This is a genomic window from Pseudomonas sp. LBUM1649 (assembly GCF_059716155.1).
Map to the genome: position 1 here is coordinate 6,291,972 of NZ_CP166807.1, position 20,748 is coordinate 6,312,719.

19 protein-coding genes and 1 pseudogene are annotated in these 20,748 nt (G+C 60.8%); 14 read left to right on the forward strand and 6 right to left on the reverse strand.

Annotated features, from left to right (window positions below):
* Positions 1–120 precede the first annotated feature (120 nt).
* The 4 genes from ACA058_RS29240 to ACA058_RS29255 all read left to right on the forward strand — a co-directional run bounded on the left by ACA058_RS29240 (position 121) and on the right by ACA058_RS29255 (position 4,662).
* Positions 121–1,476 carry a M16 family metallopeptidase gene (locus ACA058_RS29240; protein ID WP_497637006.1) on the forward strand — a complete coding sequence of 452 codons (1,356 nt, stop codon included), beginning with the start codon at positions 121–123 and terminating at the stop codon, positions 1,474–1,476.
* Positions 1,469–2,959 (forward strand): M16 family metallopeptidase, encoded by a 1,491-nt coding sequence (locus ACA058_RS29245; RefSeq protein ID WP_497637007.1) that lies wholly within the window; start codon positions 1,469–1,471, stop codon positions 2,957–2,959. Before ACA058_RS29240 ends, ACA058_RS29245 begins: the two co-directional genes overlap by 8 nt.
* The gene (gene rsmD, locus ACA058_RS29250; protein WP_497637008.1) at positions 2,959–3,570 is read left to right on the forward strand and encodes a 16S rRNA (guanine(966)-N(2))-methyltransferase RsmD; all 612 of its coding nucleotides are present in this window, start codon (positions 2,959–2,961) and stop codon (positions 3,568–3,570) included. The genes ACA058_RS29245 and rsmD overlap by 1 nt, the downstream gene beginning before the upstream one ends.
* A 63-nt stretch (positions 3,571–3,633) precedes the next feature.
* Positions 3,634–4,662, forward strand: a complete 1,029-nt coding sequence (locus ACA058_RS29255; protein ID WP_497637009.1) for a hydrolase — start codon at positions 3,634–3,636, stop codon at positions 4,660–4,662.
* A gap of 3 nt (positions 4,663–4,665) precedes the next feature.
* Here ACA058_RS29255 and ACA058_RS29260 read toward each other — a convergent pair whose 3' ends face one another.
* Positions 4,666–5,520 carry a sulfurtransferase gene (locus tag ACA058_RS29260; RefSeq protein WP_497637010.1) on the reverse strand — a complete coding sequence of 285 codons (855 nt, stop codon included), beginning with the start codon at positions 5,518–5,520 and terminating at the stop codon, positions 4,666–4,668.
* Between the two features lie 48 nt (positions 5,521–5,568).
* On the reverse strand, positions 5,569–6,237 hold the full coding sequence (locus ACA058_RS29265) for a TetR/AcrR family transcriptional regulator (protein ID WP_497637011.1): 669 nt from the start codon (positions 6,235–6,237) through the stop codon (positions 5,569–5,571).
* Positions 6,238–6,384: 147 nt separating this feature from the next.
* On the opposite strand from ACA058_RS29265, the gene ACA058_RS29270 reads away from it, so the two are divergent.
* From ACA058_RS29270 to ACA058_RS29290, 5 genes are all read left to right on the forward strand, one after another.
* Entirely contained in the window at positions 6,385–7,815 is a 1,431-nt protein-coding gene (locus ACA058_RS29270) for a coniferyl aldehyde dehydrogenase (RefSeq protein ID WP_497637012.1), read from the forward strand.
* 28 nt (positions 7,816–7,843) lie between these two features.
* Positions 7,844–8,389 carry a twin-arginine translocation pathway signal protein gene (locus ACA058_RS29275; RefSeq protein WP_497637013.1) on the forward strand — a complete coding sequence of 182 codons (546 nt, stop codon included), beginning with the start codon at positions 7,844–7,846 and terminating at the stop codon, positions 8,387–8,389.
* Positions 8,390–8,518: 129 nt separating this feature from the next.
* A complete protein-coding gene (locus ACA058_RS29280; protein WP_497637014.1) occupies positions 8,519–10,120 on the forward strand; it encodes a GMC family oxidoreductase in 1,602 nt (533 codons plus the stop codon).
* A 109-nt stretch (positions 10,121–10,229) separates the two neighbouring features.
* Positions 10,230–10,709, forward strand: coding sequence for a pantetheine-phosphate adenylyltransferase (gene coaD, locus ACA058_RS29285; protein ID WP_180202280.1), 480 nt, complete (start codon positions 10,230–10,232; stop codon positions 10,707–10,709).
* A 150-nt stretch (positions 10,710–10,859) separates the two neighbouring features.
* Positions 10,860–11,111 (forward strand): YfhL family 4Fe-4S dicluster ferredoxin, encoded by a 252-nt coding sequence (locus ACA058_RS29290; RefSeq protein WP_003195146.1) that lies wholly within the window; start codon positions 10,860–10,862, stop codon positions 11,109–11,111.
* A 96-nt stretch (positions 11,112–11,207) separates the two neighbouring features.
* Here ACA058_RS29290 and mutM read toward each other — a convergent pair whose 3' ends face one another.
* Both mutM and ACA058_RS29300 read right to left on the reverse strand, forming a co-directional pair.
* The gene (mutM, locus tag ACA058_RS29295) at positions 11,208–12,020 is read right to left on the reverse strand and encodes a bifunctional DNA-formamidopyrimidine glycosylase/DNA-(apurinic or apyrimidinic site) lyase (RefSeq protein WP_497637015.1); all 813 of its coding nucleotides are present in this window, start codon (positions 12,018–12,020) and stop codon (positions 11,208–11,210) included.
* 42 nt (positions 12,021–12,062) lie between these two features.
* A complete protein-coding gene (locus ACA058_RS29300) occupies positions 12,063–12,878 on the reverse strand; it encodes an HDOD domain-containing protein (protein ID WP_497640024.1) in 816 nt (271 codons plus the stop codon).
* 231 nt (positions 12,879–13,109) lie between these two features.
* Between ACA058_RS29300 and ACA058_RS29305 the strand changes: the two genes are divergently transcribed.
* The 5 genes and pseudogenes from ACA058_RS29305 to ilvD all read left to right on the forward strand — a co-directional run bounded on the left by ACA058_RS29305 (position 13,110) and on the right by ilvD (position 18,566).
* Positions 13,110–14,306: a class I SAM-dependent rRNA methyltransferase gene (locus ACA058_RS29305; protein WP_497637016.1), complete on the forward strand. Its 1,197-nt coding sequence runs from the start codon at positions 13,110–13,112 to the stop codon at positions 14,304–14,306.
* Positions 14,307–14,511: 205 nt separating this feature from the next.
* A complete protein-coding gene (locus tag ACA058_RS29310) occupies positions 14,512–14,970 on the forward strand; it encodes an REP-associated tyrosine transposase (protein ID WP_497637017.1) in 459 nt (152 codons plus the stop codon).
* Positions 14,971–15,183: 213 nt separating this feature from the next.
* The gene (locus ACA058_RS29315; RefSeq protein WP_497637018.1) at positions 15,184–16,407 is read left to right on the forward strand and encodes an MFS transporter; all 1,224 of its coding nucleotides are present in this window, start codon (positions 15,184–15,186) and stop codon (positions 16,405–16,407) included.
* Positions 16,391–16,480 (forward strand): annotated as a pseudogene (locus tag ACA058_RS29320) (outer membrane lipoprotein carrier protein LolA); the annotation flags it as partial. The gene ACA058_RS29315 and the pseudogene ACA058_RS29320, both read left to right, overlap by 17 nt.
* Before the next feature lie 244 nt (positions 16,481–16,724).
* The gene (gene ilvD, locus ACA058_RS29325; RefSeq protein WP_497637019.1) at positions 16,725–18,566 is read left to right on the forward strand and encodes a dihydroxy-acid dehydratase; all 1,842 of its coding nucleotides are present in this window, start codon (positions 16,725–16,727) and stop codon (positions 18,564–18,566) included.
* Positions 18,567–18,764: 198 nt separating this feature from the next.
* Here the strand turns inward: ilvD and ACA058_RS29330 are convergent, their stop codons facing one another.
* Positions 18,765–19,052 (reverse strand): DUF6124 family protein, encoded by a 288-nt coding sequence (locus ACA058_RS29330; protein WP_497637020.1) that lies wholly within the window; start codon positions 19,050–19,052, stop codon positions 18,765–18,767.
* Between the two features lie 419 nt (positions 19,053–19,471).
* Complete coding sequence (locus tag ACA058_RS29335) at positions 19,472–20,527, reverse strand: HAD family hydrolase (protein ID WP_497637021.1); 1,056 nt, start codon at positions 20,525–20,527, stop codon at positions 19,472–19,474.
* Positions 20,528–20,748: the final 221 nt, after the last annotated feature.

The window sequence follows — 20,748 nt, forward strand, 5'->3', positions numbered from 1 at the left end:
AACCTGATCAAACGCAAAGACCTGATAGGCGTGGCCGCCAGTAAAACGGATCAGTATCCTAGCACCCTCTCGCCCGCTGACGCTAAGAACAAGCGGGCAGCCCCAAAGGTTTAAAAACGAATGAATGCCCTAGCCCGCCGCGCTGCAGGCCTGCTGCTCAGCACACTTTGCCTGCCCCTCTCGGCCCTGGCGGCCGACCCGCAACCGACCCACGAATTCACCCTCGACAATGGCTTGAAGGTCGTCGTGCGCGAAGACCATCGCGCGCCGGTGGTGGTTTCCCAGGTCTGGTACAAGGTTGGCTCCAGCTACGAGACGCCCGGCCAGACCGGCCTGTCCCATGCCCTGGAACACATGATGTTCAAGGGCAGCGAGAAAGTCGGCCCCGGCGAAGCGTCGCTGATCCTGCGCGACCTCGGTGCCGAAGAGAACGCCTTCACCAGCGACGACTTCACGGCGTATTACCAGGTCCTGGCCCGCGACCGCCTCGGCGTGGCCTTCGAACTGGAAGCCGACCGCATGGCCAGCCTGCGCCTGCCGCCCGACGAGTTCGCCCGCGAGATCGAAGTCATCAAGGAAGAACGACGCCTGCGCACCGACGACAAACCCATGTCCAAGGCCTACGAGCGCTTCAAGGCCATGGCTTACCCGGCCAGCGGCTATCACACGCCGACCATTGGCTGGATGGCGGACCTGGACCGGATGAAAGTCGAGGAGCTGCGTCACTGGTACCAATCCTGGTACGTGCCGAACAACGCCACGCTGGTGGTGGTCGGCGACGTGACGCCGGACGAGGTCAAAACCCTGGCCCAGCGCTACTTCGGCCCGATCGCCAGACGCGAGGTACCAGCGGCGAAGATTCCGCTGGAACTGGCCGAGCCCGGCGAACGCCAGATCACCCTGCACGTGAAGACCCAATTGCCCAGCCTGATGCTGGCCTTCAACGTGCCGAGCATCGCTACCGCCGAAGACAAGCGCCTGGTCAACGCCTTGCGGCTGATCTCGGCCCTGCTTGACGGCGGCTACAGCGGACGCATCCCGACGCAACTGGAGCGCGGCGAAGAACTGGTGTCCGGCGGCTCGTCGAGTTACGACGCCTACACCCGTGGCGACAGCCTGTTCACCTTGTCGGCAACACCCAACAGCCAGAAGAACAAGACCATCGCCCAGGCCGAAGCCGGTTTGTGGAAGTTGCTTGAACAACTGAAAACCACCGCGCCGACCACCGAAGAACTGGAACGCGTTCGGGCACAGGTCATCGCCGGGCTTGTATACGAGCGCGATTCGATCACCAGCCAGGCCACGGCCATCGGCCAGCTGGAAACCGTCGGCCTGTCCTGGAAGCTGATGGACACCGAGCTCGCCGACCTGCAAAGCGTGACACCGCAAGATGTCCAGAACGCCGCCAAGCTGTATTTCACCCGCGAACGTCTCAGCGTCGCCCATGTACTGCCGGAGGAGACGACTCATGAGTGAGCGTAAAAAACCGCGCCTGGCCCTGCTCGGCCTGATCGCTGTCGCCCTGATCGGGGCCGCCGCGTTCTATTTTTCCAAGACTGGCGAGTCCAATGCCAGCGAAGCGCTGGACAGGGCCAAGGCCAGCCAGAAGCTGCAATCGCTGACCGAACTCAACGGCAAGGCGCCGAGCCATCGCAAACTCGACGTGCAGACCTGGAGCACCGCCGAAGGCGCCAAGGTGTTGTTCGTCGAAGCCCGCGAACTGCCGATGTTCGATATGCGCCTGATCTTTGCCGCCGGCAGCAGCCAGGACGGCGACGCACCAGGCCTGGCGCTGCTGACCAACGCCATGCTCAACGAAGGCGTGGCCGGCAAGGATGTCAGCGTCATCGCCCAGGGCTTTGAAGGCCTGGGGGCCGATTTCGGCAACGGCGCCTACAAAGACATGGCGGTTGCGTCCCTGCGCAGCCTCAGCGCCGCGGACAAGCGCGAACCGGCGCTGAAGCTGTTCGCCGAAGTCGTCGGCAAACCGACCTTCCCCGACGACTCCTTTACCCGCATCAAGAACCAGATGCTCGCCGGTTTCGAATACCAGAAACAGAACCCCGGCAAACTCGCCAGCCTTGAGTTGATGAACCGTTTGTACGGCGATCATCCGTACGCGCACGCCAGCGATGGCACGGCGCAAACCGTTCCGGCCGTCACGGTCGCGCAACTGCGCGCGTTCCATCAGAAAGCTTATGCCGCGGGCAACGTGGTGATCGCGCTGGTCGGCGACCTGTCCCGCGCCGAAGCCGAAGCCATTGCCGCGCAGGTCAGCGCCGCCCTGCCCAAAGGTCCGGCCCTGCCGAAGATCGAGCAACCGGCCGAACCCAAGGCCAGCATCGGCCACATCGAGTTCCCGTCCAAGCAGACCAACCTGATGCTCGCGCAACTGGGCATCGACCGTGACGATCCGGATTACGCGGCGCTGTCCATGGGTAACCAGATCCTCGGCGGTGGCGGTTTTGGCACTCGACTGATGAGCGAAGTGCGCGAGAAACGTGGCCTGGCGTATGGTGTGTACTCGGGTTTCAGCCCGATGCAGGCACGCGGCCCGTTCATGATCAACCTGCAGACCCGCGCCGAGATGAGCGAAGGCACGTTGAAACTGGTGCAGGATGTTCTCGCCGACTACCTCAAGACGGGCCCGACTGAAAAAGAACTCGACGATGCCAAGCGCGAACTGGCCGGCAGCTTCCCGCTGTCCACCGCCAGCAACGCCGATATCGTCGGCCAGTTGGGCGCGATCGGCTTCTACAACTTGCCGCTGAGCCACCTGGAAGACTTCATGCAACAGTCGCAGAACCTGACCGTCGAGCAGGTCAGGGCGGCAATGAACAAACACCTGAGCACGGACAAACTGGTCATCGTCAGCGCTGGCCCGACCGTGCCGCAAAAGCCGTTACCGGCCCCTACTGATAAACCTGCCGAGCAACCGCTCGGGGTTCCGGAGCATTAATGGCTACTCGTCCGAAAAAACCTGTCCACAACGTGCATAACGGCGTGAACCAGCTGCGCATCATCGGCGGCGAATGGCGCAGCCGCAAGCTGAGCTTCCCCGACGCTCCGGGCCTGCGCCCGACGCCGGACCGGGTGCGTGAAACACTGTTCAACTGGCTCGCACCATACGTCCCGGGCGCCAAGGTGCTCGATCCATTCACTGGCAGCGGCGCGCTGTTTCTCGAAGCCTTGTCCCGTGGCGCAGCCATGGGCCAGGCGCTGGATGCCAGCAGCCTTGCAGTGTCCAGCCTCAAGGAGCATCTGGGTACGCTGCGCTGCACCACCGGCCAGGTGCAGACCGCCGATGCCCTGCGTTATCTGGAAACCCAGCCAGCGGTTGCCTACGACCTGGTGTTCCTCGACCCGCCGTTCAACCAGAACCTGCTGCCCGCCGTTTGCACGTTGCTCGAAGAGCGCCAGTGGCTGGCCGAAGATGCCTGGGTGTACACCGAAAGCGAAAGCGCACCGTCGACCCTCGGTTTGCCGGGCAACTGGCGCCTGCACCGGGAGCAAAAATCCGGGCGGGTCTATTATTCGTTGTGGCAACGTATGGCAGAGATCGCCGGTTAATCGACCGGCCTGAACAAGGCGCGTGTTTCCGTGGAGGCATGCGCCGCTGCTTCGAGAAAAATCGTGTCCCATCCGCCAGAACGCTTCACCCCGGCCTTCGGCCTCGGCAATCCGCACTTGCAGACCTTGTGGGGACCGCTGTGGCGTAAAACCACCCACCTGCAACGTGAGCGGGAACGCCTGTGGCTCGAGGATGGCGACTTCCTCGACCTCGACTGGCATGGCCCGCACAGCGTCGATGCGCCTTTGGTCCTGGTGTTGCACGGACTGACCGGTTCGTCGAATTCACCTTACGTTGCCGGGATACAAAAAGCGCTGGGTGACCAGGGCTGGGCCAGTGTCGCGCTGAACTGGCGCGGCTGCTCTGGCGAACCCAATCTGTTGCCGCGCAGCTACCATTCCGGCGCCAGTGAAGACCTGGCCGAAACCATCAGGCACCTGCGGGCAAAGCGTCCTCTCGCGCCGTTGTATGCCGTCGGTTATTCCCTGGGCGGCAATGTGCTGCTCAAGCATCTGGGCGAAACCGGCAGTGCCAGCGGCGTACTCGGTGCGGTGGCGGTGTCGGTGCCGTTTCGCCTGGACCAGTGCGCCGACCGCATCGGCCAGGGTTTCTCCAAGGTCTATCAGGCGCATTTCATGCGCGAGATGCTGGCCTACATCAAGAACAAGCAACGGCAGTTTCAGCACGACGGGCGCGAGGACGGCCTCGCGGCCCTCGCTGCGCTGGGCTCGCTGGAAAACATGAGCACATTCTGGGATTTCGATGGCCGGGTGACCGCGCCGCTCAATGGTTTCGCTGATGCCCAGGATTACTATCGCCGCGCGTCGAGCCGCTACTTCCTCGGCGAGATCTGTACGCCGACCCTGATCATTCAGGCAGCCGATGACCCCTTCGTTTTTCCCCATAGCCTGCCGCACGCTGACGAGTTGTCGGCCTGCACGCAATTCGAATTACAGGCCCGGGGCGGGCATGTCGGGTTTGTCGATGGCTCGTTCCGCCAACCGGGGTACTACCTGGAACGGCGCATCCCGCAGTGGCTGGCCAGCATGGGTCGCGGCGCAGGCTCGGGCCGCGTTCGGACGATCTTTTGATCTTTATTCGCCAGTGGCAACGCCCCGCGCAGGATCATTGATCCACTCACTCCACGACCCGGCATACAACGCCCCCAACGGATAACCCGCCAGGCACAGGGCGAACAAGTTATGGCAAGCCGTCACGCCGGACCCGCAGTACGCCACCAGATCGGTTGGCGAGCGATCACCCAGCTTCGCGGCGAAACGCTGCTTGAGCTGATCGGCTGGCAGGAAACGCCCGTCGCTGCCCAGGTTGTCGGTGAAGGCCGCACATTGCGCACCAGGGATGTGCCCGGCAATCGGGTCGATCGGTTCAACCTCGCCCTTGAAGCGCGGCAAGGCACGGGCATCGAGCAAAGTCAGCGCGGGTTGTGCCAGACGCTCGTGCAACTGCTCGGCGCTGAGAATCAACGCGTTGTCCGGTATCCCGGTAAATGTGCCGCGGCTGACCGAAGGTGGATCAAGGCTCAGGGGCAACCCCGCCGCGTGCCAGGCCTTGAGCCCGCCATCGAGGATGAACACACCATCACGCTTGCCCAGCCAGGCCAGCAGCCACCAGGCCCGCGCAGCAAAGGCACCCGGACCGTCGTCGTACAAAACCACTTCGCTGTCGGCGTTGATGCCCCAGGCTTGCAGGCGCTCGATCAGGTCCGCCGGCTCGGGCAATGGATGACGACCGGTCACGCCCTTGACCACTTTTCCACTCAGATCACGCTCAAGATCGGCAAAAGCCGACCCGCCGATGTGCCCTTGTGCGTAACTGCGCTGGCCATAATCCAGGTCTTCGAGGGCAAAACGACAATCAAGAATCACCAACCCCGGCTGGTCCTTTTTCAGGTCCAGTGCTTGCGGGCTGATCAGTTGCGCAATGGGCATAACGGGCTCCTGTGATGGGCTGTTTTCGATCCTGCTGCATTCTTTATTTCATACTTCTTCCAATGCCTGGGCCAGCGGCACGTAAAACTCTTCAAACAGCGCATCGACCGCCTCACGAGCCTGATCCGTGACGAAACCCGCCTCCAGCACCAGCACCTGGTATACGCCGCGCTTGATGGCTTGCTCGCTGAGGTGGCTGGAGTTTTCCCGCGTGGTGCACAAAAAACGCACCCAGGAGGTGAGGATGATCCAGGCATTGAGCGTCAGAGACTCGATCTGCACCCGATCCATCTTCAGAATGCCGGCGGCGACAAAACCTTCGTAGATGGCGGCGCCCTGAATGACGCAGCGCTGGGAAAAGCGCCGGTAGCGCGCGGCCAGTTCCGGGTCACTGTCGAGCAAGTGCTCCAGATCCCGGTGCAAAAACCGGTAGCCCCACATGGCTGACAACAGCTCCTTGAGGTAGAAGCGCTTGTCTTCCACCGTGGCGGCGCGCCCCTGTGGCGGGCGCAGGAAACTGTCCACCAGGCTTTCATACTCACTGAACAGCACGGCGATGATCGCCTGCTTGTTGGGGAAGTGGTAGTACAGGTTGCCCGGAGAAATCTCCATATGGGCGGCGATGTGGTTGGTGCTGATGCTGCGCTCGCCCTGCTGGTTGAACAGCTCCAGGCTGTTCTGCACGATGCGCTCGCTGGTTTTGATCCGTGGGGCCATGGCTTGAGCTTTAATTCAGAGTGCGTTGAGGGGCATCTTACGGCCTATCCGCGAGCGGATAAAACAAAGCGGTGCCGAGGATGGTATTTGAATTTTTAGAGTATAGACTCTAAAAATATTCTCATTACAATAAATACGGAGCCGACCATGACTGCTGACATTTCCTACCTGCAAAACCTCCAGCAGCCTCTGGAAGAGCTCCGGGCCCTGTTCGACGCACAGCGTGCGGCCTATGCCGCCAACCCGATGCCACCCGCGGCCCAGCGCCAGCAATGGCTCAAGGCATTACGGGATTTACTGGACAACGAACGTCAGGCCCTGATCGATGCGATCAGCCAGGATTTCAGCCACCGCAGCGCCGATGAAACCCTGCTCGCCGAACTGATGCCCAGCCTGCACGGCATTCATTACGCCAGCCGCCACCTCAAGGGCTGGATGCGAGCGTCGCGGCGCAAGGTCGGTGTCGCGTTTCAACCGGCTTCGGCGAAGGTGGTCTACCAGCCACTGGGCGTGGTCGGGGTGATCGTGCCGTGGAACTATCCGCTGTACCTGGCCATCGGGCCATTGGTCGGCGCGTTGTCGGCGGGTAACCGGGTGATGCTCAAACTCAGCGAATCGACCCCGGCCACCGGTTTGCTGCTCAAGGCATTGTTCGCTCGAATTTTCCCCGAAGACCTGGTCTGCGTGGTGCTGGGCGAAGCCGATATCGGCGTGGCGTTTTCGCGACTGCCCTTCGATCACCTGCTGTTCACCGGCGCCACCAGCATCGGCAAACACGTCATGCGTGCGGCGGCGGAAAACCTGACGCCGGTCACGTTGGAACTGGGCGGCAAGTCCCCGGCCATTGTTTCCCATGACGTACCGCTCAAGGATGCCGCCGAACGCATCGCTTTCGGCAAGACCCTCAATGCCGGCCAGACCTGCGTGGCCCCGGATTACGTGCTGGTGCCGGAAGATCGCGTCGGCTCTTTCGTGGAGGCCTATCGGCAGGCGGTTCGCGGTTTTTATCCGACCCTCGCCGACAACCCGGACTACACCGCGATCATCAATGACCGACAACTGGCGCGACTCAACGGCTATGTCAGCGACGCCACCAGCAAAGGTGCGCTGCTGATTCCATTGTTCGATCAAGGCCAGGGCCGCCGCATGGCGCATAGCCTGCTGCTCAACGTCAGCGACGAGATGACGGTGATGCAGGACGAAATCTTCGGCCCGTTGTTGCCGATCGTGCCCTACAAGCATTTGGACCAGGCGTTTGCCTACATCAACCAGCGACCTCGCCCACTGGCGCTGTACTACTTCGGCTACGACAAGCGCGAGCAAAACCGCGTGCTCAACGAGACCCATTCCGGAGGTGTGTGCCTCAACGACACCCTGCTACACGTGGCCCAGGATGACATGCCGTTCGGCGGCATCGGTGCTTCGGGCATGGGCCATTACCACGGCCACGAAGGCTTCCTGACCTTCAGCAAGGCCAAGGGTGTGCTGATCAAGCAGCGGTTCAACGCGGCGAAACTGATCTACCCGCCCTATGGCAAAGCCATTCAGAAACTGATCCAGAAGCTGTTTATCCGCTAACGATGGCCACCCCCGGGTAATAACAATAATGCACCCAAGCCTGTCCGATACCCCCGCGCTGTCACGGCGCGGCCTGCTCAAATTCAGCCTCGGCGCCAGCGCCTTTCTTGCGACCGCCGGGTTGGGGGCCAGCCTCAGCGGCTGCTCATCGAGCGTGGCTGCCAGTGGATTCACGGCGCTGCGCAGTGGCGACCTGCTGTTTCTGCGGGCCCTTGTCCCGGTAATGCTCGACGGTGCAGTAACGGCCGCAAGCATGCCCGAGTCTGTCGAGGGCACCCTGAAAAGCCTCGATTACAACCTCGATCACCTGTCGCCGGAAATGCTCAAGCTCACCCGGCAATTGTTCGACGTGCTGGGCATGGCCGTGACCCGCGGGCCGCTGACCGGGATCTGGGGCAGCTGGGAAAACGCCAGTGCCGGCGATATCCGGCACTTCCTCGATCGCTGGGAAAACAGCTCGTTGAGCCTGCTGCGCATGGGTCACAGTTCGTTGGTGCAACTGATGATGATGGCCTGGTATGGGTGCAAGGAATCGTGGGTCCATTGCGGGTATCCCGGGCCGCCGACAGTTTGAGACCGAGTCGACGCTATCGCGAGCAGGCTCGCTCCCACAGAGATCGCGTAACCCTTGTGGGAGCGAGCCTGCTCGCGAAGGCGCCAGCCGCCTCACCACATCATCCAACAATAAAAAGAGAACCCGAAGATGCCCGTACCCGACCCGTTCCGCGAAGGCATGGCCCGTGGCTGGAAGACCCATGACGGCTCGCAACTGACCCAGGACCTGACCCTCGAAGCGGATGTGGCGATCATCGGCAGCGGTGCCGGCGGCGGGACCACGGCCGAAATCCTCAGTGCGGCCGGCTACAAAGTGCTGCTGATCGAGGAAGGCCCACTCAAGACCAGCAGCGACTTCAAATTGCTCGAAGACCAGGCCTACGCCAGCCTCTACCAGGAAGGCATCGGCCGCATGAGCAAGGACGGCGCGATCACCATCCTCCAGGGCCGGGCGGTGGGCGGTACCACGCTGATCAACTGGACCTCCAGCTTCCGCACTCCGGAACCGACCCTGGAGCACTGGGCCAAAGAACACAACGTGAAGGGCCACTCCCCTGCTGAAATGGCGCCCTGGTTCGAGAAAATGGAACAGCGCCTGGGCGTCGCCCCGTGGATGGTTCCGCCCAACGCCAACAACGATGTGATCCGCAAGGGTTGCGAAAAGCTCGGTTACAGCTGGCATGTCATCCCGCGCAATGTGCGCGGCTGCTGGAACATCGGCTATTGCGGCATGGGCTGCCCGACCAACGCCAAACAATCGATGATGGTTACGACCATTCCGGCCACCCTGGAAAACGGCGGCGAGTTGCTTTATCTGGCCCGCGCCGAAAAACTCATCATCAGCGGCGACAACGTCACCGGGCTGCAATGCGTGGCGATGGACGAGCGCTGTGTCGAGCCCACCGGACGCACTATTACGGTCAAGGCGCGGCATTACGTGTTGGCCGGCGGCGGTATCAACAGTCCGGCGCTGCTGTTGCGCTCCGACGCGCCCGATCCGCACCAGCGGCTGGGCAAACGAACCTTTCTGCATGTGGTGAACATGTCCGCCGGTTTGTTCGACGACGTCATCAATCCGTTCTACGGCGCGCCGCAGTCGATCTATTCCGATTATTTCCAATGGCAGGATGGCACCACCGGCAAGATGGGCTACAAACTGGAGGTTCCGCCGCTGCACCCGGCGCTGGCCGCCACCCTGCTGGGCGGCTTCGGCCAGGAAAACGCCCAACACATGGCCAACCTGCCGCACACCCACGCCATGCTTGCGTTGCTGCGCGACGGATTCCACCCGGACAGTCCCGGTGGCAGCGTCGAACTACGCGGTGACGGTACACCGCTGCTCGATTACCAGGTTTCACCCTATGTCTGGGACGGTTTGCGCCGGGCCTTCCACAGCATGGCCGAGATCCAGTTCGCCGGGGGTGCAAAAGCCGTGATGCCCATGCACGCCGATGCTCGCTACGTTAAAACCCTGGGCGAAGCACGTACGCTGATCGACGGGCTCAGCCTGGAGTTGTATCGCACGCGTCTGGGCAGCGCCCATGTGATGGGCGGTTGCAGCATGGGCGAGGACCCGAAAAACGCCGTCACCGACAGCCTTGGCCGGCATCATCAACTGGGTAATCTGTCGATCCATGACGGCTCGCTGTTCCCCACCAGCATTGGCGCAAACCCGCAGTTGTCGGTCTATGGACTGACGGCGCAACTGGCGACTTCCCTGGCCGATCGTTTGAAAAACTCATCAAAATGACGAATATTGCCATCGTCAATAGTGCTTTCTTACCCAACAGGCGACTTGGCCGACCGGTTAGGCTGCGATACCATCCGAGTCCCCAACGCACTCCCGCCAGGACGACGCGATGAACCGAGTGTTGTACCCAGGTACCTTCGACCCTATTACCAAGGGTCATGGCGATCTGGTCGAACGCGCCTCGCGCCTGTTCGATCACGTGATCATTGCCGTCGCCGCCAGCCCGAAGAAAAACCCGTTGTTTCCTCTGGAACAGCGTGTGGAGCTGGCCCGCGAAGTCACTAAACATCTGCCGAACGTTGAAGTCGTCGGCTTCTCGACGCTGCTGGCGCATTTTGCCAAAGAGACGAACGCCAACGTGTTCCTGCGCGGCTTGCGCGCAGTCTCGGACTTCGAATACGAATTCCAGCTGGCCAACATGAACCGCCAGCTGGCCCCGGATGTGGAAAGCCTGTTCCTTACCCCGTCCGAGCGTTATTCGTTCATTTCCTCGACGCTGGTTCGTGAAATCGCAGCCTTGGGCGGCGATATCACCAAGTTCGTGCACCCGATAGTGGCGGATGCCCTGACACTTCGGTTCAAAAAGTAGGAGCTGCCGCAGGCTGCGATCTTTTGATCTTGATCTTGCCTGCGCCCTGCCTGCTCTTGATCGCCCCCGGGTGCAATGCGGACGCCAATGCGGCACAATTACGCGCATTGATTTATTGCGCCCGGGCCTGCCGCCCCGGCTGGAGTTAGCATGTCCCTGATCATCACCGACGATTGCATCAACTGCGACGTCTGCGAACCCGAGTGCCCCAACGCCGCCATTTCCCAGGGCGAAGAAATCTACGTGATCGACCCGAACCTGTGCACCCAGTGCGTCGGCCACTACGACGAACCGCAGTGCCAGCAGGTCTGCCCGGTGGACTGTATCCCTCTGGACGAAGCCCATCCAGAGACCGAAGAGCAGTTGATGGAGAAGTACCGGAAGATTACCGGGAAGGCGTAAGCCCTGCGTTGCCTGTTCCGCCGCCATCGCGAGCAAGCTCGCTCCCACAGGGGATTTGTGAACGACGTAGATCCAATGTAGGAGACCGTCGGCTTTTCAGCTCTGACAGCGCGGGCAAAAGACGCTGGCGCGCTGCCCCAGTTTCACTTCGCGCAATGGCGTACCACAGACCTTGCAGTGCTCGGCACCACGGCCATACACGAACAGCTCCTGCTGGAAGTAGCCCGGCTGCCCGTCCCCGCCGATAAAGTCGCGCAGCGTGGTGCCGCCGCGCTCGATGGCGGCCGCCAGGATGCGTTTGATCTCGATCGCCAGCTTCAGATACCGCGCCCGGGAAATGCTCTTGGCTTCGCGACGCGGGTCGATACCGGCGGCGAACAGGGCTTCGGTCGCATAGATATTGCCGACGCCGACCACCACCGCGTTGTCCATGATGAACGGCTTGACCGCCATCGAGCGCCCGCGAGACTGCTGGAACAGCCGCTCGCCGTCGAACAGGTCGGTCAGCGGCTCCGGCCCCAGGCGAATCAACAGCTCATGATTCAGCGGATCTAGGCTCCACAGCATCGCACCGAACCGCCGCGGGTCGGTGTAGCGCAAGGCCAGGCCCGATTCCAGTTCGATATCCACATGCTCATGCTTGGCCGCTGGCAGGCCGGCTTCCACCAGGCGCAAATTCCCCGACATTCCCAAATGGCTGATCAAGGTGCCGACCTCGGCATTGATCAACAGGTACTTGGCGCGCCGCTCCACCAGCACGATGCGCTGCCCGGACAAGCGCACATCCAGGTCTTCAGGGATCGGCCAGCGCAGGCGGCGATCACGCACGATCACCCGGCTGACGCGCTGGCCTTCCAGGTACGGCGCAATCCCGCGGCGGGTGGTTTCGACTTCTGGCAGTTCAGGCATGGTGCTCTCGAATCAGGCGCTCGGTGAGAAGAGGTTCGCTACTCAGCGGTGAGTGCCGAGGTCGCGAATCGTCTGCTTGAGGGTTTCGAAATCGTAATCCGAGAGGCCAACGTAATCGAGCACCAAATGCCCGATGCTGTTCCACTCGTGGTCTTCGGCCTGGTTGCCCAGCACCCGGTAGGACGCACAAATGTGCTCGGCCATTTTCAGGATCGCCAACAGGTTTTTCAGGGCGCTGTTGCGTGACGACTCGTCGCTGAATATCGCCAGGGCATTGTGATGATTGGCGATCGCGGCAGACACGTGATCCGGCAGGCGCCAGGACTTGGCCGTGTAGTACCCGACCACTGCGTGGTTGGTGTTGAACGCCTGGTTCTCGGTGTCCACCACCCGACAATCGGAACCGGCGTTGGCATAGGCCTGTTCCAGTACGCTCATGTAGTTGGGGAACCGCTGCAGCATCAGCGGCACGCCACAGTCGTGGAACAGGCCCAGGGCATAGGCTTCATCGCCGGCCTGGGCGCCAATGCGCTTGGCCAGGGTCAGGCAGGTCATCGCCACGTCCTGGGCGGTGTCCCAGAACCGGTTCAAGGTGACGATGGTGTCATCGTTCATCTCGCCCTTGATCGACTGCGCATTGATCAGATTGATGATCGAGCGGCTGCCCAGCAGATTCACTGCGCGCTGGATCGATGCGATCTTGTTGCTCAGGCCGTAATACGGTGAGTTGACGATTTTCAGCAGGGAGCCAGAGAGGCCCGGGTCCTGGGAAATCAGCTTCGCGATCACGTCCAGATCCGGGTCGGGCATGTACTGCTCCATCTGCAGATCCACCATGATTTGCGGTTGGGCGGGCACACTGATGCCTTGCAGGGATTGCTGGATTTGTTCGGCGGTAAGCTCTTGGGACATAAGTACACACTCTGGGTCAGGCGCAGATTCTAACTTTTCTAAATTGGATCCGACACCTTGGGCGGTGCACCGATTGAAGTTTCATCTGATCCCGGCCTGACTCACCGCATGTCCATCCACCGCGCCGTGGCATTGTGCAACACGGTATACTCCCGCTCTTTTTTCCGGAGCGACGTCATGTCCCTGCCTAGCCTGCGCCTCAAAGCCAACGCCGACCGTCGCCTGCGAAACGGCCACCTGTGGGTCTACAGCAACGAAATCGATGTAGCCGCCACCCCGTTGCACGGCTTCAAGGCCGGTGACCAGGCGATCCTCGAAGCCGCCGGCGGCAAGCCGCTGGGCATCGTCGCCATGAGCCCGAACAACCTGATCTGCGCCCGCCTGCTGTCGCGCGATATCAAGTTGCCACTCGACAAGTCGCTGCTGGTGCATCGCCTGAACGTCGCCCTGTCGCTGCGCGAGCGCCTGTTCGACAAGCCATTCTATCGCCTGGTCTACGGCGACTCCGACCTGCTGCCAGGCCTGGTGGTCGACCGTTTCGGCGACATTCTGGTGGTGCAGATCGCCTCGGCGACCATGGAAGCCCATAAAGACGACGTCATCGCGGCACTGACCCAAGTGCTCAAGCCAAGCGGCATCCTGTTCAAGAACGACTCCGCCGCCCGTGATGCCGAAGGCCTCACTCGCTACGTCGAAACCGTCTTCGGCCTGGTACCGGAGTGGGTCGCACTGGAAGAGAACGGCGTGAAATTCGAAGCGCCGGTCATCCAGGGCCAGAAAACCGGCTGGTTCTACGACCACCGCATGAACCGCGCACGCCTGGCGCCATACGCCAAGGGCAAACGCGTGCTCGACCTGTACAGCTACATCGGCGGCTGGGGTGTGCAAGCGGCCGCGTTCGGCGCCAGTGAAGTGTTCTGCGTCGACGCATCGGCCTTCGCCCTCGACGGTGTCGAGCGCAACGCCGCGCTGAACGGTTTCGCCGAGAAAATGACCTGCCTCGAAGGCGACGTCTTCGATGCCTTGAAAGAGCTGAAAGCCAGCGAAGAGCGTTTCGACGTGATCGTGGCCGACCCGCCGGCGTTCATCAAACGCAAGAAAGACATGAAAAACGGCGAAGGCGCCTACCGCCGCCTGAACGAACAAGCCATGCGCCTGCTCACCAAGGACGGCATCCTGGTCAGCGCATCGTGCTCGATGCACCTGCCGGAAGACGACCTGCAGAACATCCTGCTGACCAGCGCCCGCCACCTGGACCGCAATATCCAGATACTGGAACGTGGCGGCCAGGGGCCAGATCATCCGGTGCATCCGGCGATTGCCGAGACGCGTTACATCAAGAGCATTACTTGCCGGTTGTTGCCTAATAGCTAACAACAAACCACTGTAGGAGCGAGCTCTGCTCGCGATGGACGTCAACGATAACGCGGGAAGCCTGGCGCCCCGCGTCGTTCTCAGGTTCATCGCGAGCAGAGCTCGCTCCTACAGGGTGCTAGACATATTCTGATCCACAGCCGAAGCGACAACCTCCCGTCTCACACCTACCGTTTCTCTTCCAGCCACCGAAGAGGACAACGGAATGTCCAACACCCCGCAAGCCCATCGTTTACGCACCGGCCGCCGCTCGGAATCCGGTCGCATCTATCTCCTGACCGCAGTCACCCATGAACGAAAACCAATCTTCCATGATGTGTACGTTGGCCGCCTGGTAGTGAACGAATTTAAAAGAGCTCAGGAAACCGGCAACGCAACGTCTATAGCATGGGTAGTCATGCCGGATCACTTTCACTGGATGGTTGAATTGCATAACGGTGATCTGCCAAAGCTGATGCAAGCGGCCAAATCCAGAAGTGCCCGCGCCATCAACCAGCAGAGAGGTTGCAATGAAACGCTATGGCAAAAAGGCTACTTCGACCGAGCCCTGCGTCGCGAAGAAGATCTGAAAGCTGCAGCCCGATACATTATAGCCAACCCTTTGCGCGCCGGACTTGTAGCTCACGTTGGTGACTACCCGTTATGGGATGCCATCTGGCTCTAATACACCGTCCTTGTAGGAGCAGCCGGTCGACGGTCGATTGCTCGCGATGGTCATCAACGATGGCGCGGGAAGCCTGGCACCCCGCGGTGCTCTCGGGTTTTTCGCGAGCAAGCTCGCCCCTACAGTAGATTCAGAACTGTCCTACGCCTTATGCATTGACTTCCCTTTTCATCAAGTCGACTCTCGACCCCTCACGGATCGAGCGCGTTATTGATGAGCCCTTCCCCGCACACCGCGAAAAAATCGTCGCTCATCCTGCTATTGATGACCATGACGCTACTGGGTGTTTTCCCTCTCGACGTGGTGCTCCCGTCCTTTCCCGCGCTCTCTGACTACTTCCGGACCTCAGCGTCCGACATTGCCCTTTCTGTCAGCCTGTTCGCCATTGGCCTGGCGCTATCGGTGGTGCTGGTCGGACCGCTGTCGGATGTGTGGGGGCGCAAGAACCTGTTGCTGACCGGGATCTCCATCTCGACGCTCGGCGCAACCGGCTGCCTGCTTTCCAGCGAATACAGCTGGTTTCTGGTGTTTCGCGTCATCCAGGCAGTGGGTTGCGGATCCTTTGTGCTGTCGCAAGCGCTGATTCAGGATTTGTTTGTCGGTCGGGAACAGGAGCGAATCAGGATCTGGATGACAACCGGCGGCGGGGTGTTCATTTCCATATCGCCGCTGCTCGGGACCTGGCTGCAATTACATCTGGGATGGGAGGGCAGCTTCTATGTCTTTATCGGCTTGGCGGTCATCGTCTGGATAAAGGCTGGCGTCTTGCTCAAGGAAACTCCGCGCAATCGTGCGTCGCCCTGTGGCTTTTTCAGTGCCTATTGGCGGCTGTGTTCCGATCTACGCTTCATGGGTTATTGGCTTATTTCCGGCCTGGCCTTTGCCTGCCATTTTTCCTTCATCGTCATTTCGCCGATCATTTTCATGGAGCGACTGGCACTCTCACCCTACGAATTTGCCTGGGCATTGTTGCTGTACGGCGTGGCTTATGTGATTGGCGGCATTGTCGCCAGCGCGCTGCATCGGCGACTGCAGGCCAATACGCAGATTATCGTCGGCCTGGGGCTGATCGCCCTGTCGGGGCTGGTCATGCTGTGGCTGGCCAGCCAGTTCGGGCTCACTGCTACAGCCGTGCTGATACCGATGCTCATTTGTACAGCCGGCACCACCATTGCTCGACCAATCTCCAACTCCAAGGCCATGACCGTCCACCCGCAGGATGCCGGCACGTCCTCCTCGGTCGGCGGCGTGATGATCTTCATGTGCGGCGGCGTTATCAGCGTGGTGATCAATCTGGCGTCCGCAGACCTGACCACAGCCCTCGCCTCATGTTTCCTGGCCCTCAGCGCGGTAGGTCTGGCGGTGAACGCACTGATCATGCAGCGCGATTCTGCCTTATGTAGGAGCGAGCTTGCTCGCGATGATCGTCAACGATGACGCTGGCAGCCTGACACCCTGCGGCGCTCTCAGGTTTTTCGCGAGCGAGCTCGCTCCTACAGGGGATTGCGTTGGCCTCCGCACGTCTCGTAACTGGTACCTCGACGCTCACCGGCATTCCCTCCTGCCGCCAGCCGTGTAGAATCGCGACATTCATCGCCAGTCATCCCCGGCGGGTTTATGAGCTCAAGCTGAAGCGCGCGGCGATCCCGCAAAGTTATCGGCAACTTCCGGACACACGGCCATTTCTGAGTGTTCCAGACGTCAATAGAAGCTCACTTCCCTTTTGATACCTGATTAGCCGCCCGGAGTGCTTCATGCCTGATTACCGCTCGAAAACATCCACCCATGGCCGCAACATGGCCGGCGCCCGCGCATTGTGGCGCGCAACGGGGATGAAAGATGACGACTTCAAGAAGCCGATCATCGCCATTGCCAACTCCTTTACCCAGTTCGTACCAGGCCACGTCCACCTCAAGGACCTGGGCCAACTGGTCGCCCGCGAAATCGAACGCGCGGGCGGCGTGGCAAAAGAATTCAACACCATCGCTGTCGATGACGGCATCGCCATGGGCCACGACGGCATGCTGTATTCGCTGCCGAGCCGCGAGATCATCGCCGACTCCGTCGAGTACATGGTCAATGCCCACTGCGCCGACGCCATCGTCTGCATCTCCAACTGCGACAAGATCACCCCTGGCATGTTGATGGCGTCCCTGCGCCTGAACATCCCGGTGATCTTCGTTTCCGGCGGCCCGATGGAAGCCGGCAAGACCAAACTGGCCAGCCACGGTCTCGACCTGGTCGACGCCATGGTGATCGCCGCCGACTCCAGCGCTTCTGACGAGAAAGTCGCCGAGTACGAGCGTAGCGCCTGCCCGACCTGCGGTTCGTGCTCCGGCATGTTCACCGCCAACTCGATGAACTGCCTGGTCGAAGCCCTGGGCCTGACCTTGCCGGGCAACGGTTCGACCCTCGCCACTCACAGCGACCGCGAGCAGTTGTTCCTGCAGGCCGGCCGCACCATCGTCGAGCTGTGCAAGCGTTACTACACCGACAACGACGAATCAGTCCTGCCGCGCAACATCGCCAATTTCAAGGCGTTTGAAAACGCCATGACGCTGGACATCGCCATGGGCGGTTCCACCAACACCATCCTGCACTTGCTGGCCGCCGCCCAGGAAGCCGAGATCGATTTCGACCTGCGTGACATCGACCGTCTGTCCCGTCACGTGCCGCAACTGTGCAAGGTCGCGCCGAACATCCAGAAGTACCACATGGAAGACGTGCACCGTGCCGGCGGGATCTTCAGCATCCTCGGCTCGCTGGCCCGTGGCGGCCTGCTGCACACGCAGTTGCCGACCGTGCACAGCCGCAGCATGGAAGAAGCCATCGCCAAGTGGGATATCACCCAGACCGACGACGAAGCGGTGCATCACTTCTTCAAGGCAGGTCCTGCGGGCATCCCGACGCAAACCGCGTTCAGCCAGTCGACCCGTTGGGAAAGCCTGGACGACGACCGTGAAAACGGCTGCATCCGCAGTGTCGAGCACGCCTACTCGCAAGAAGGCGGCCTGGCCGTGCTGTACGGCAACATCGCGCTGGACGGCTGCGTGGTGAAAACCGCTGGCGTCGATGAGTCGATCCACGTGTTCGAAGGCAACGCCAAGATCTTCGAAAGCCAGGACAGCGCCGTGCGTGGCATCCTCGCGGATGAAGTGAAAGAAGGCGACATCGTCATCATTCGCTACGAAGGCCCGAAAGGCGGCCCGGGCATGCAGGAAATGCTCTACCCGACTTCCTACCTGAAATCCAAAGGCCTGGGCAAAGCCTGCGCCCTGCTCACCGACGGCCGCTTCTCCGGCGGCACCTCGGGCCTGTCCATCGGCCACGCTTCGCCTGAAGCAGCTGCCGGTGGCGCCATCGGCCTGGTGCAGGATGGCGACAAAGTGCTGATCGACATTCCGAACCGCTCGATCAACCTGTTGGTCAGCGATGAAGAACTGGCGGCACGCCGGGTCGAGCAGGACAAGAAGGGCTGGAAACCGGTGGAAGTGCGTCCACGTAAAGTGACCACTGCGTTGAAAGCGTATGCCCTGCTGGCGACCAGTGCTGATAAGGGTGCTGTGCGTAACAAGGCGATGCTTGATGGGCTGTAAGGCTTAAGCGTTGAACAAAAAATGCCCCGCCAAGTGCGGGGTATTTTTTTGCTTCTGATCTGATCGTTCCCACGCTCTGCGTGGTAATGCCTCAAGGGACGCTCTGCGTCCAGTGACGCGGAGCGTCACGGGCTGCATTCCCACGCAGAGCGTGGGAACGATCAACCCGGCCAGGTGCGGGGTATTTTTTTGCCCGCGCTATTCCTGTGGGTCGAGGTTATCCAAAGCCTGATTCACCGCCAGCTCGCCCAACATGATGACCTGGGCAATCCCCAGCATCGTGCTGCGTTGTGAGCCTTCCAGCTGTCCGGCGAAATCGCTGGCCATGACATTGGCCGAGGCGAGGGATTCGCAGGCGTGGGCTAAAAGGGTTTCGGTGTCGAGGCCGGGGGCGACCAAGAATGTTCGACTGGGTTTGCGCGGGGTGGCGTTGATTTGGGCGGACAGGTTGTCGGTGTCCGGTGGATCGGGGGTAATTTTCAGCATTGATGATTCTCCTGGAAACAAGGAGCCATCACCTTCGCTACCAAACGAAAGGTGGCAGCCATACGCAGGTTGGTAGACCGGTCCAGGGAGCCGGCGCGCTCGAAAGCGCCCTACGCATGACCACCATAAAAGCAGAGTCAAAAAACCTGCCAAAGGTGTAGTCATGCGCCTGGAAAATCCGGGCTACCAAACCCGATCGCTGAAGGGCAGCGACGCGGAGAAGATAGAACCCGCCAAACAGGCGCACAAGTCGGCGGATTCTGAAGTAGTCGTAGTCCCTTACGCAAGAACGTGCAGGCTACGACTGTAGGAGCGAGCTTGCTCGCGATGAACGCAAGGACACCGCGTTAAATCAGAAAGTACGCGTCATCGTTAACGACCATCGCGAGCAAGCTCGCTCCTACAGTGAATCAAAACCCTTACTGAATCTCTTGCGGTGTGACGATCACCCAGTTCTTGTCCGCCGTCACCGGCAACCCTTCCTTGGCCTGGGCCGCAGCGTTCTTGGCCATCATGCCTTGGATCTGGGTCATGTACTTGTCCTTGCGGTTGACCCACAGGTGAATGCCGCCCTTGGCCACGTCGACGCCGTGGAACAGCATGTAACCGTCGCTGGTCGGGGTATCGCCGCCGACGAGCACCGGTTTTTTCCACTCATCGATGTAGGTCAGGATCGCCGCGTGCTTGCCGGCCATCCAGGTCGCCGGGGTCCACAGGTACGGGGTCAGTTCGAGGCCGAGGTTGGCCTTCTCGTCATACTTGCCGGCGGTGATCTGCTTGCGCGCGGTGGTCAGTTCACCGGTCTTTTGGTCCTTGAGCAGCAACGACACGCCGATCACGTTCTGCGGTTTGACGTTGTAGCCGTACTTCGGATCGGCCGCGACCATGCGCACCAGTTCTTCGGAGGCGGCGGTCATTACATAGACCTCGATGCCGTTCTCCATCAGTTTGTTGTAGAGCTCTTGCTGGCCGGTGAAGATTTTCGGCGGGTTGACGTCGAGTTTCTTGACCACGTCGCCTTCGTAATAAGTCGCCGGCACCGGTTTGCCGGAAGCCATCAATTCGTCGACGTAGCCTTTGAGTTCCTGAAGCGTGAATCCGGAGAACACCTGGGCGACCCATGGGTAGCAGACCATGTCGTCGAGTTCGCAGAGGCGGTAGTAGTAGCTGAACAGGCTTTCCTTATGGTCGGCGGTGTCCTTGAACGGCATCAGTTTCAGGGAGGGGTCAAGTTTGTCGCGGGTGATCAGGCCTTTGTTTTCCATGAATGGCAACAACGACTCTTCGAGGTCGTAGCGGTAACTGGTGTTGTCCATGTCGAACACAGCGTAGTTACCCTTATTGGCGTTAGTCGCGATCATCGCGTCCAGGGCCTTGGCCTGATCGACCGGCCAGTGCTTCAGATCCGTGGCGAGTACCTGGCCGGCGAGGCCCAGGCAAAGTGCGGCAACCAGAAATTTCGGTGCGAACTTCATCGGCGTTTCTCCCTGAATGAAAGAGATCGACGCTATCAAATAAGTGTGACTGTCCTCGTCTGTCAGCGACCGCCAGCGTACCTATCGCGCCAGCTGCATCCCCGAGAGCGACATGCGCTTATTCCAAAAACGACAGTTGCCATACGTTTTTGATATTAATTCATTGAAAATCAAGCTGTTAGGCTTGCCGGTTCACAGCTGCCCCGGAAGGTGGCTGGCAC

Excerpts from the sequence above, each read along its gene's own strand:
- ACA058_RS29305 (WP_497637016.1), top strand. The coding sequence starts at position 13,110 with ATGTCCCTGCCTAGCCTGCGCCTCAAAGCCAACGCCGACCGTCGCCTG.
- ilvD (WP_497637019.1), top strand. The coding sequence starts at position 16,725 with ATGCCTGATTACCGCTCGAAAACATCCACCCATGGCCGCAACATGGCC.
- ACA058_RS29265 (WP_497637011.1), bottom strand. The coding sequence starts at position 6,237 with ATGGCCCCACGGATCAAAACCAGCGAGCGCATCGTGCAGAACAGCCTG.
- coaD (WP_180202280.1), top strand. The coding sequence starts at position 10,230 with ATGAACCGAGTGTTGTACCCAGGTACCTTCGACCCTATTACCAAGGGT.
- ACA058_RS29275 (WP_497637013.1), top strand. The coding sequence starts at position 7,844 with ATGCACCCAAGCCTGTCCGATACCCCCGCGCTGTCACGGCGCGGCCTG.
- ACA058_RS29270 (WP_497637012.1), top strand. The coding sequence starts at position 6,385 with ATGACTGCTGACATTTCCTACCTGCAAAACCTCCAGCAGCCTCTGGAA.
- ACA058_RS29335 (WP_497637021.1), bottom strand. The coding sequence starts at position 20,527 with ATGAAGTTCGCACCGAAATTTCTGGTTGCCGCACTTTGCCTGGGCCTC.
- ACA058_RS29280 (WP_497637014.1), top strand. The coding sequence starts at position 8,519 with ATGCCCGTACCCGACCCGTTCCGCGAAGGCATGGCCCGTGGCTGGAAG.
- ACA058_RS29240 (WP_497637006.1), top strand. The coding sequence starts at position 121 with ATGAATGCCCTAGCCCGCCGCGCTGCAGGCCTGCTGCTCAGCACACTT.
- ACA058_RS29260 (WP_497637010.1), bottom strand. The coding sequence starts at position 5,520 with ATGCCCATTGCGCAACTGATCAGCCCGCAAGCACTGGACCTGAAAAAG.
- ACA058_RS29245 (WP_497637007.1), top strand. The coding sequence starts at position 1,469 with ATGAGTGAGCGTAAAAAACCGCGCCTGGCCCTGCTCGGCCTGATCGCT.
- ACA058_RS29310 (WP_497637017.1), top strand. The coding sequence starts at position 14,512 with ATGTCCAACACCCCGCAAGCCCATCGTTTACGCACCGGCCGCCGCTCG.
- ACA058_RS29290 (WP_003195146.1), top strand. The coding sequence starts at position 10,860 with ATGTCCCTGATCATCACCGACGATTGCATCAACTGCGACGTCTGCGAA.
- ACA058_RS29330 (WP_497637020.1), bottom strand. The coding sequence starts at position 19,052 with ATGCTGAAAATTACCCCCGATCCACCGGACACCGACAACCTGTCCGCC.
- rsmD (WP_497637008.1), top strand. The coding sequence starts at position 2,959 with ATGGCTACTCGTCCGAAAAAACCTGTCCACAACGTGCATAACGGCGTG.
- ACA058_RS29315 (WP_497637018.1), top strand. The coding sequence starts at position 15,184 with ATGAGCCCTTCCCCGCACACCGCGAAAAAATCGTCGCTCATCCTGCTA.
- mutM (WP_497637015.1), bottom strand. The coding sequence starts at position 12,020 with ATGCCTGAACTGCCAGAAGTCGAAACCACCCGCCGCGGGATTGCGCCG.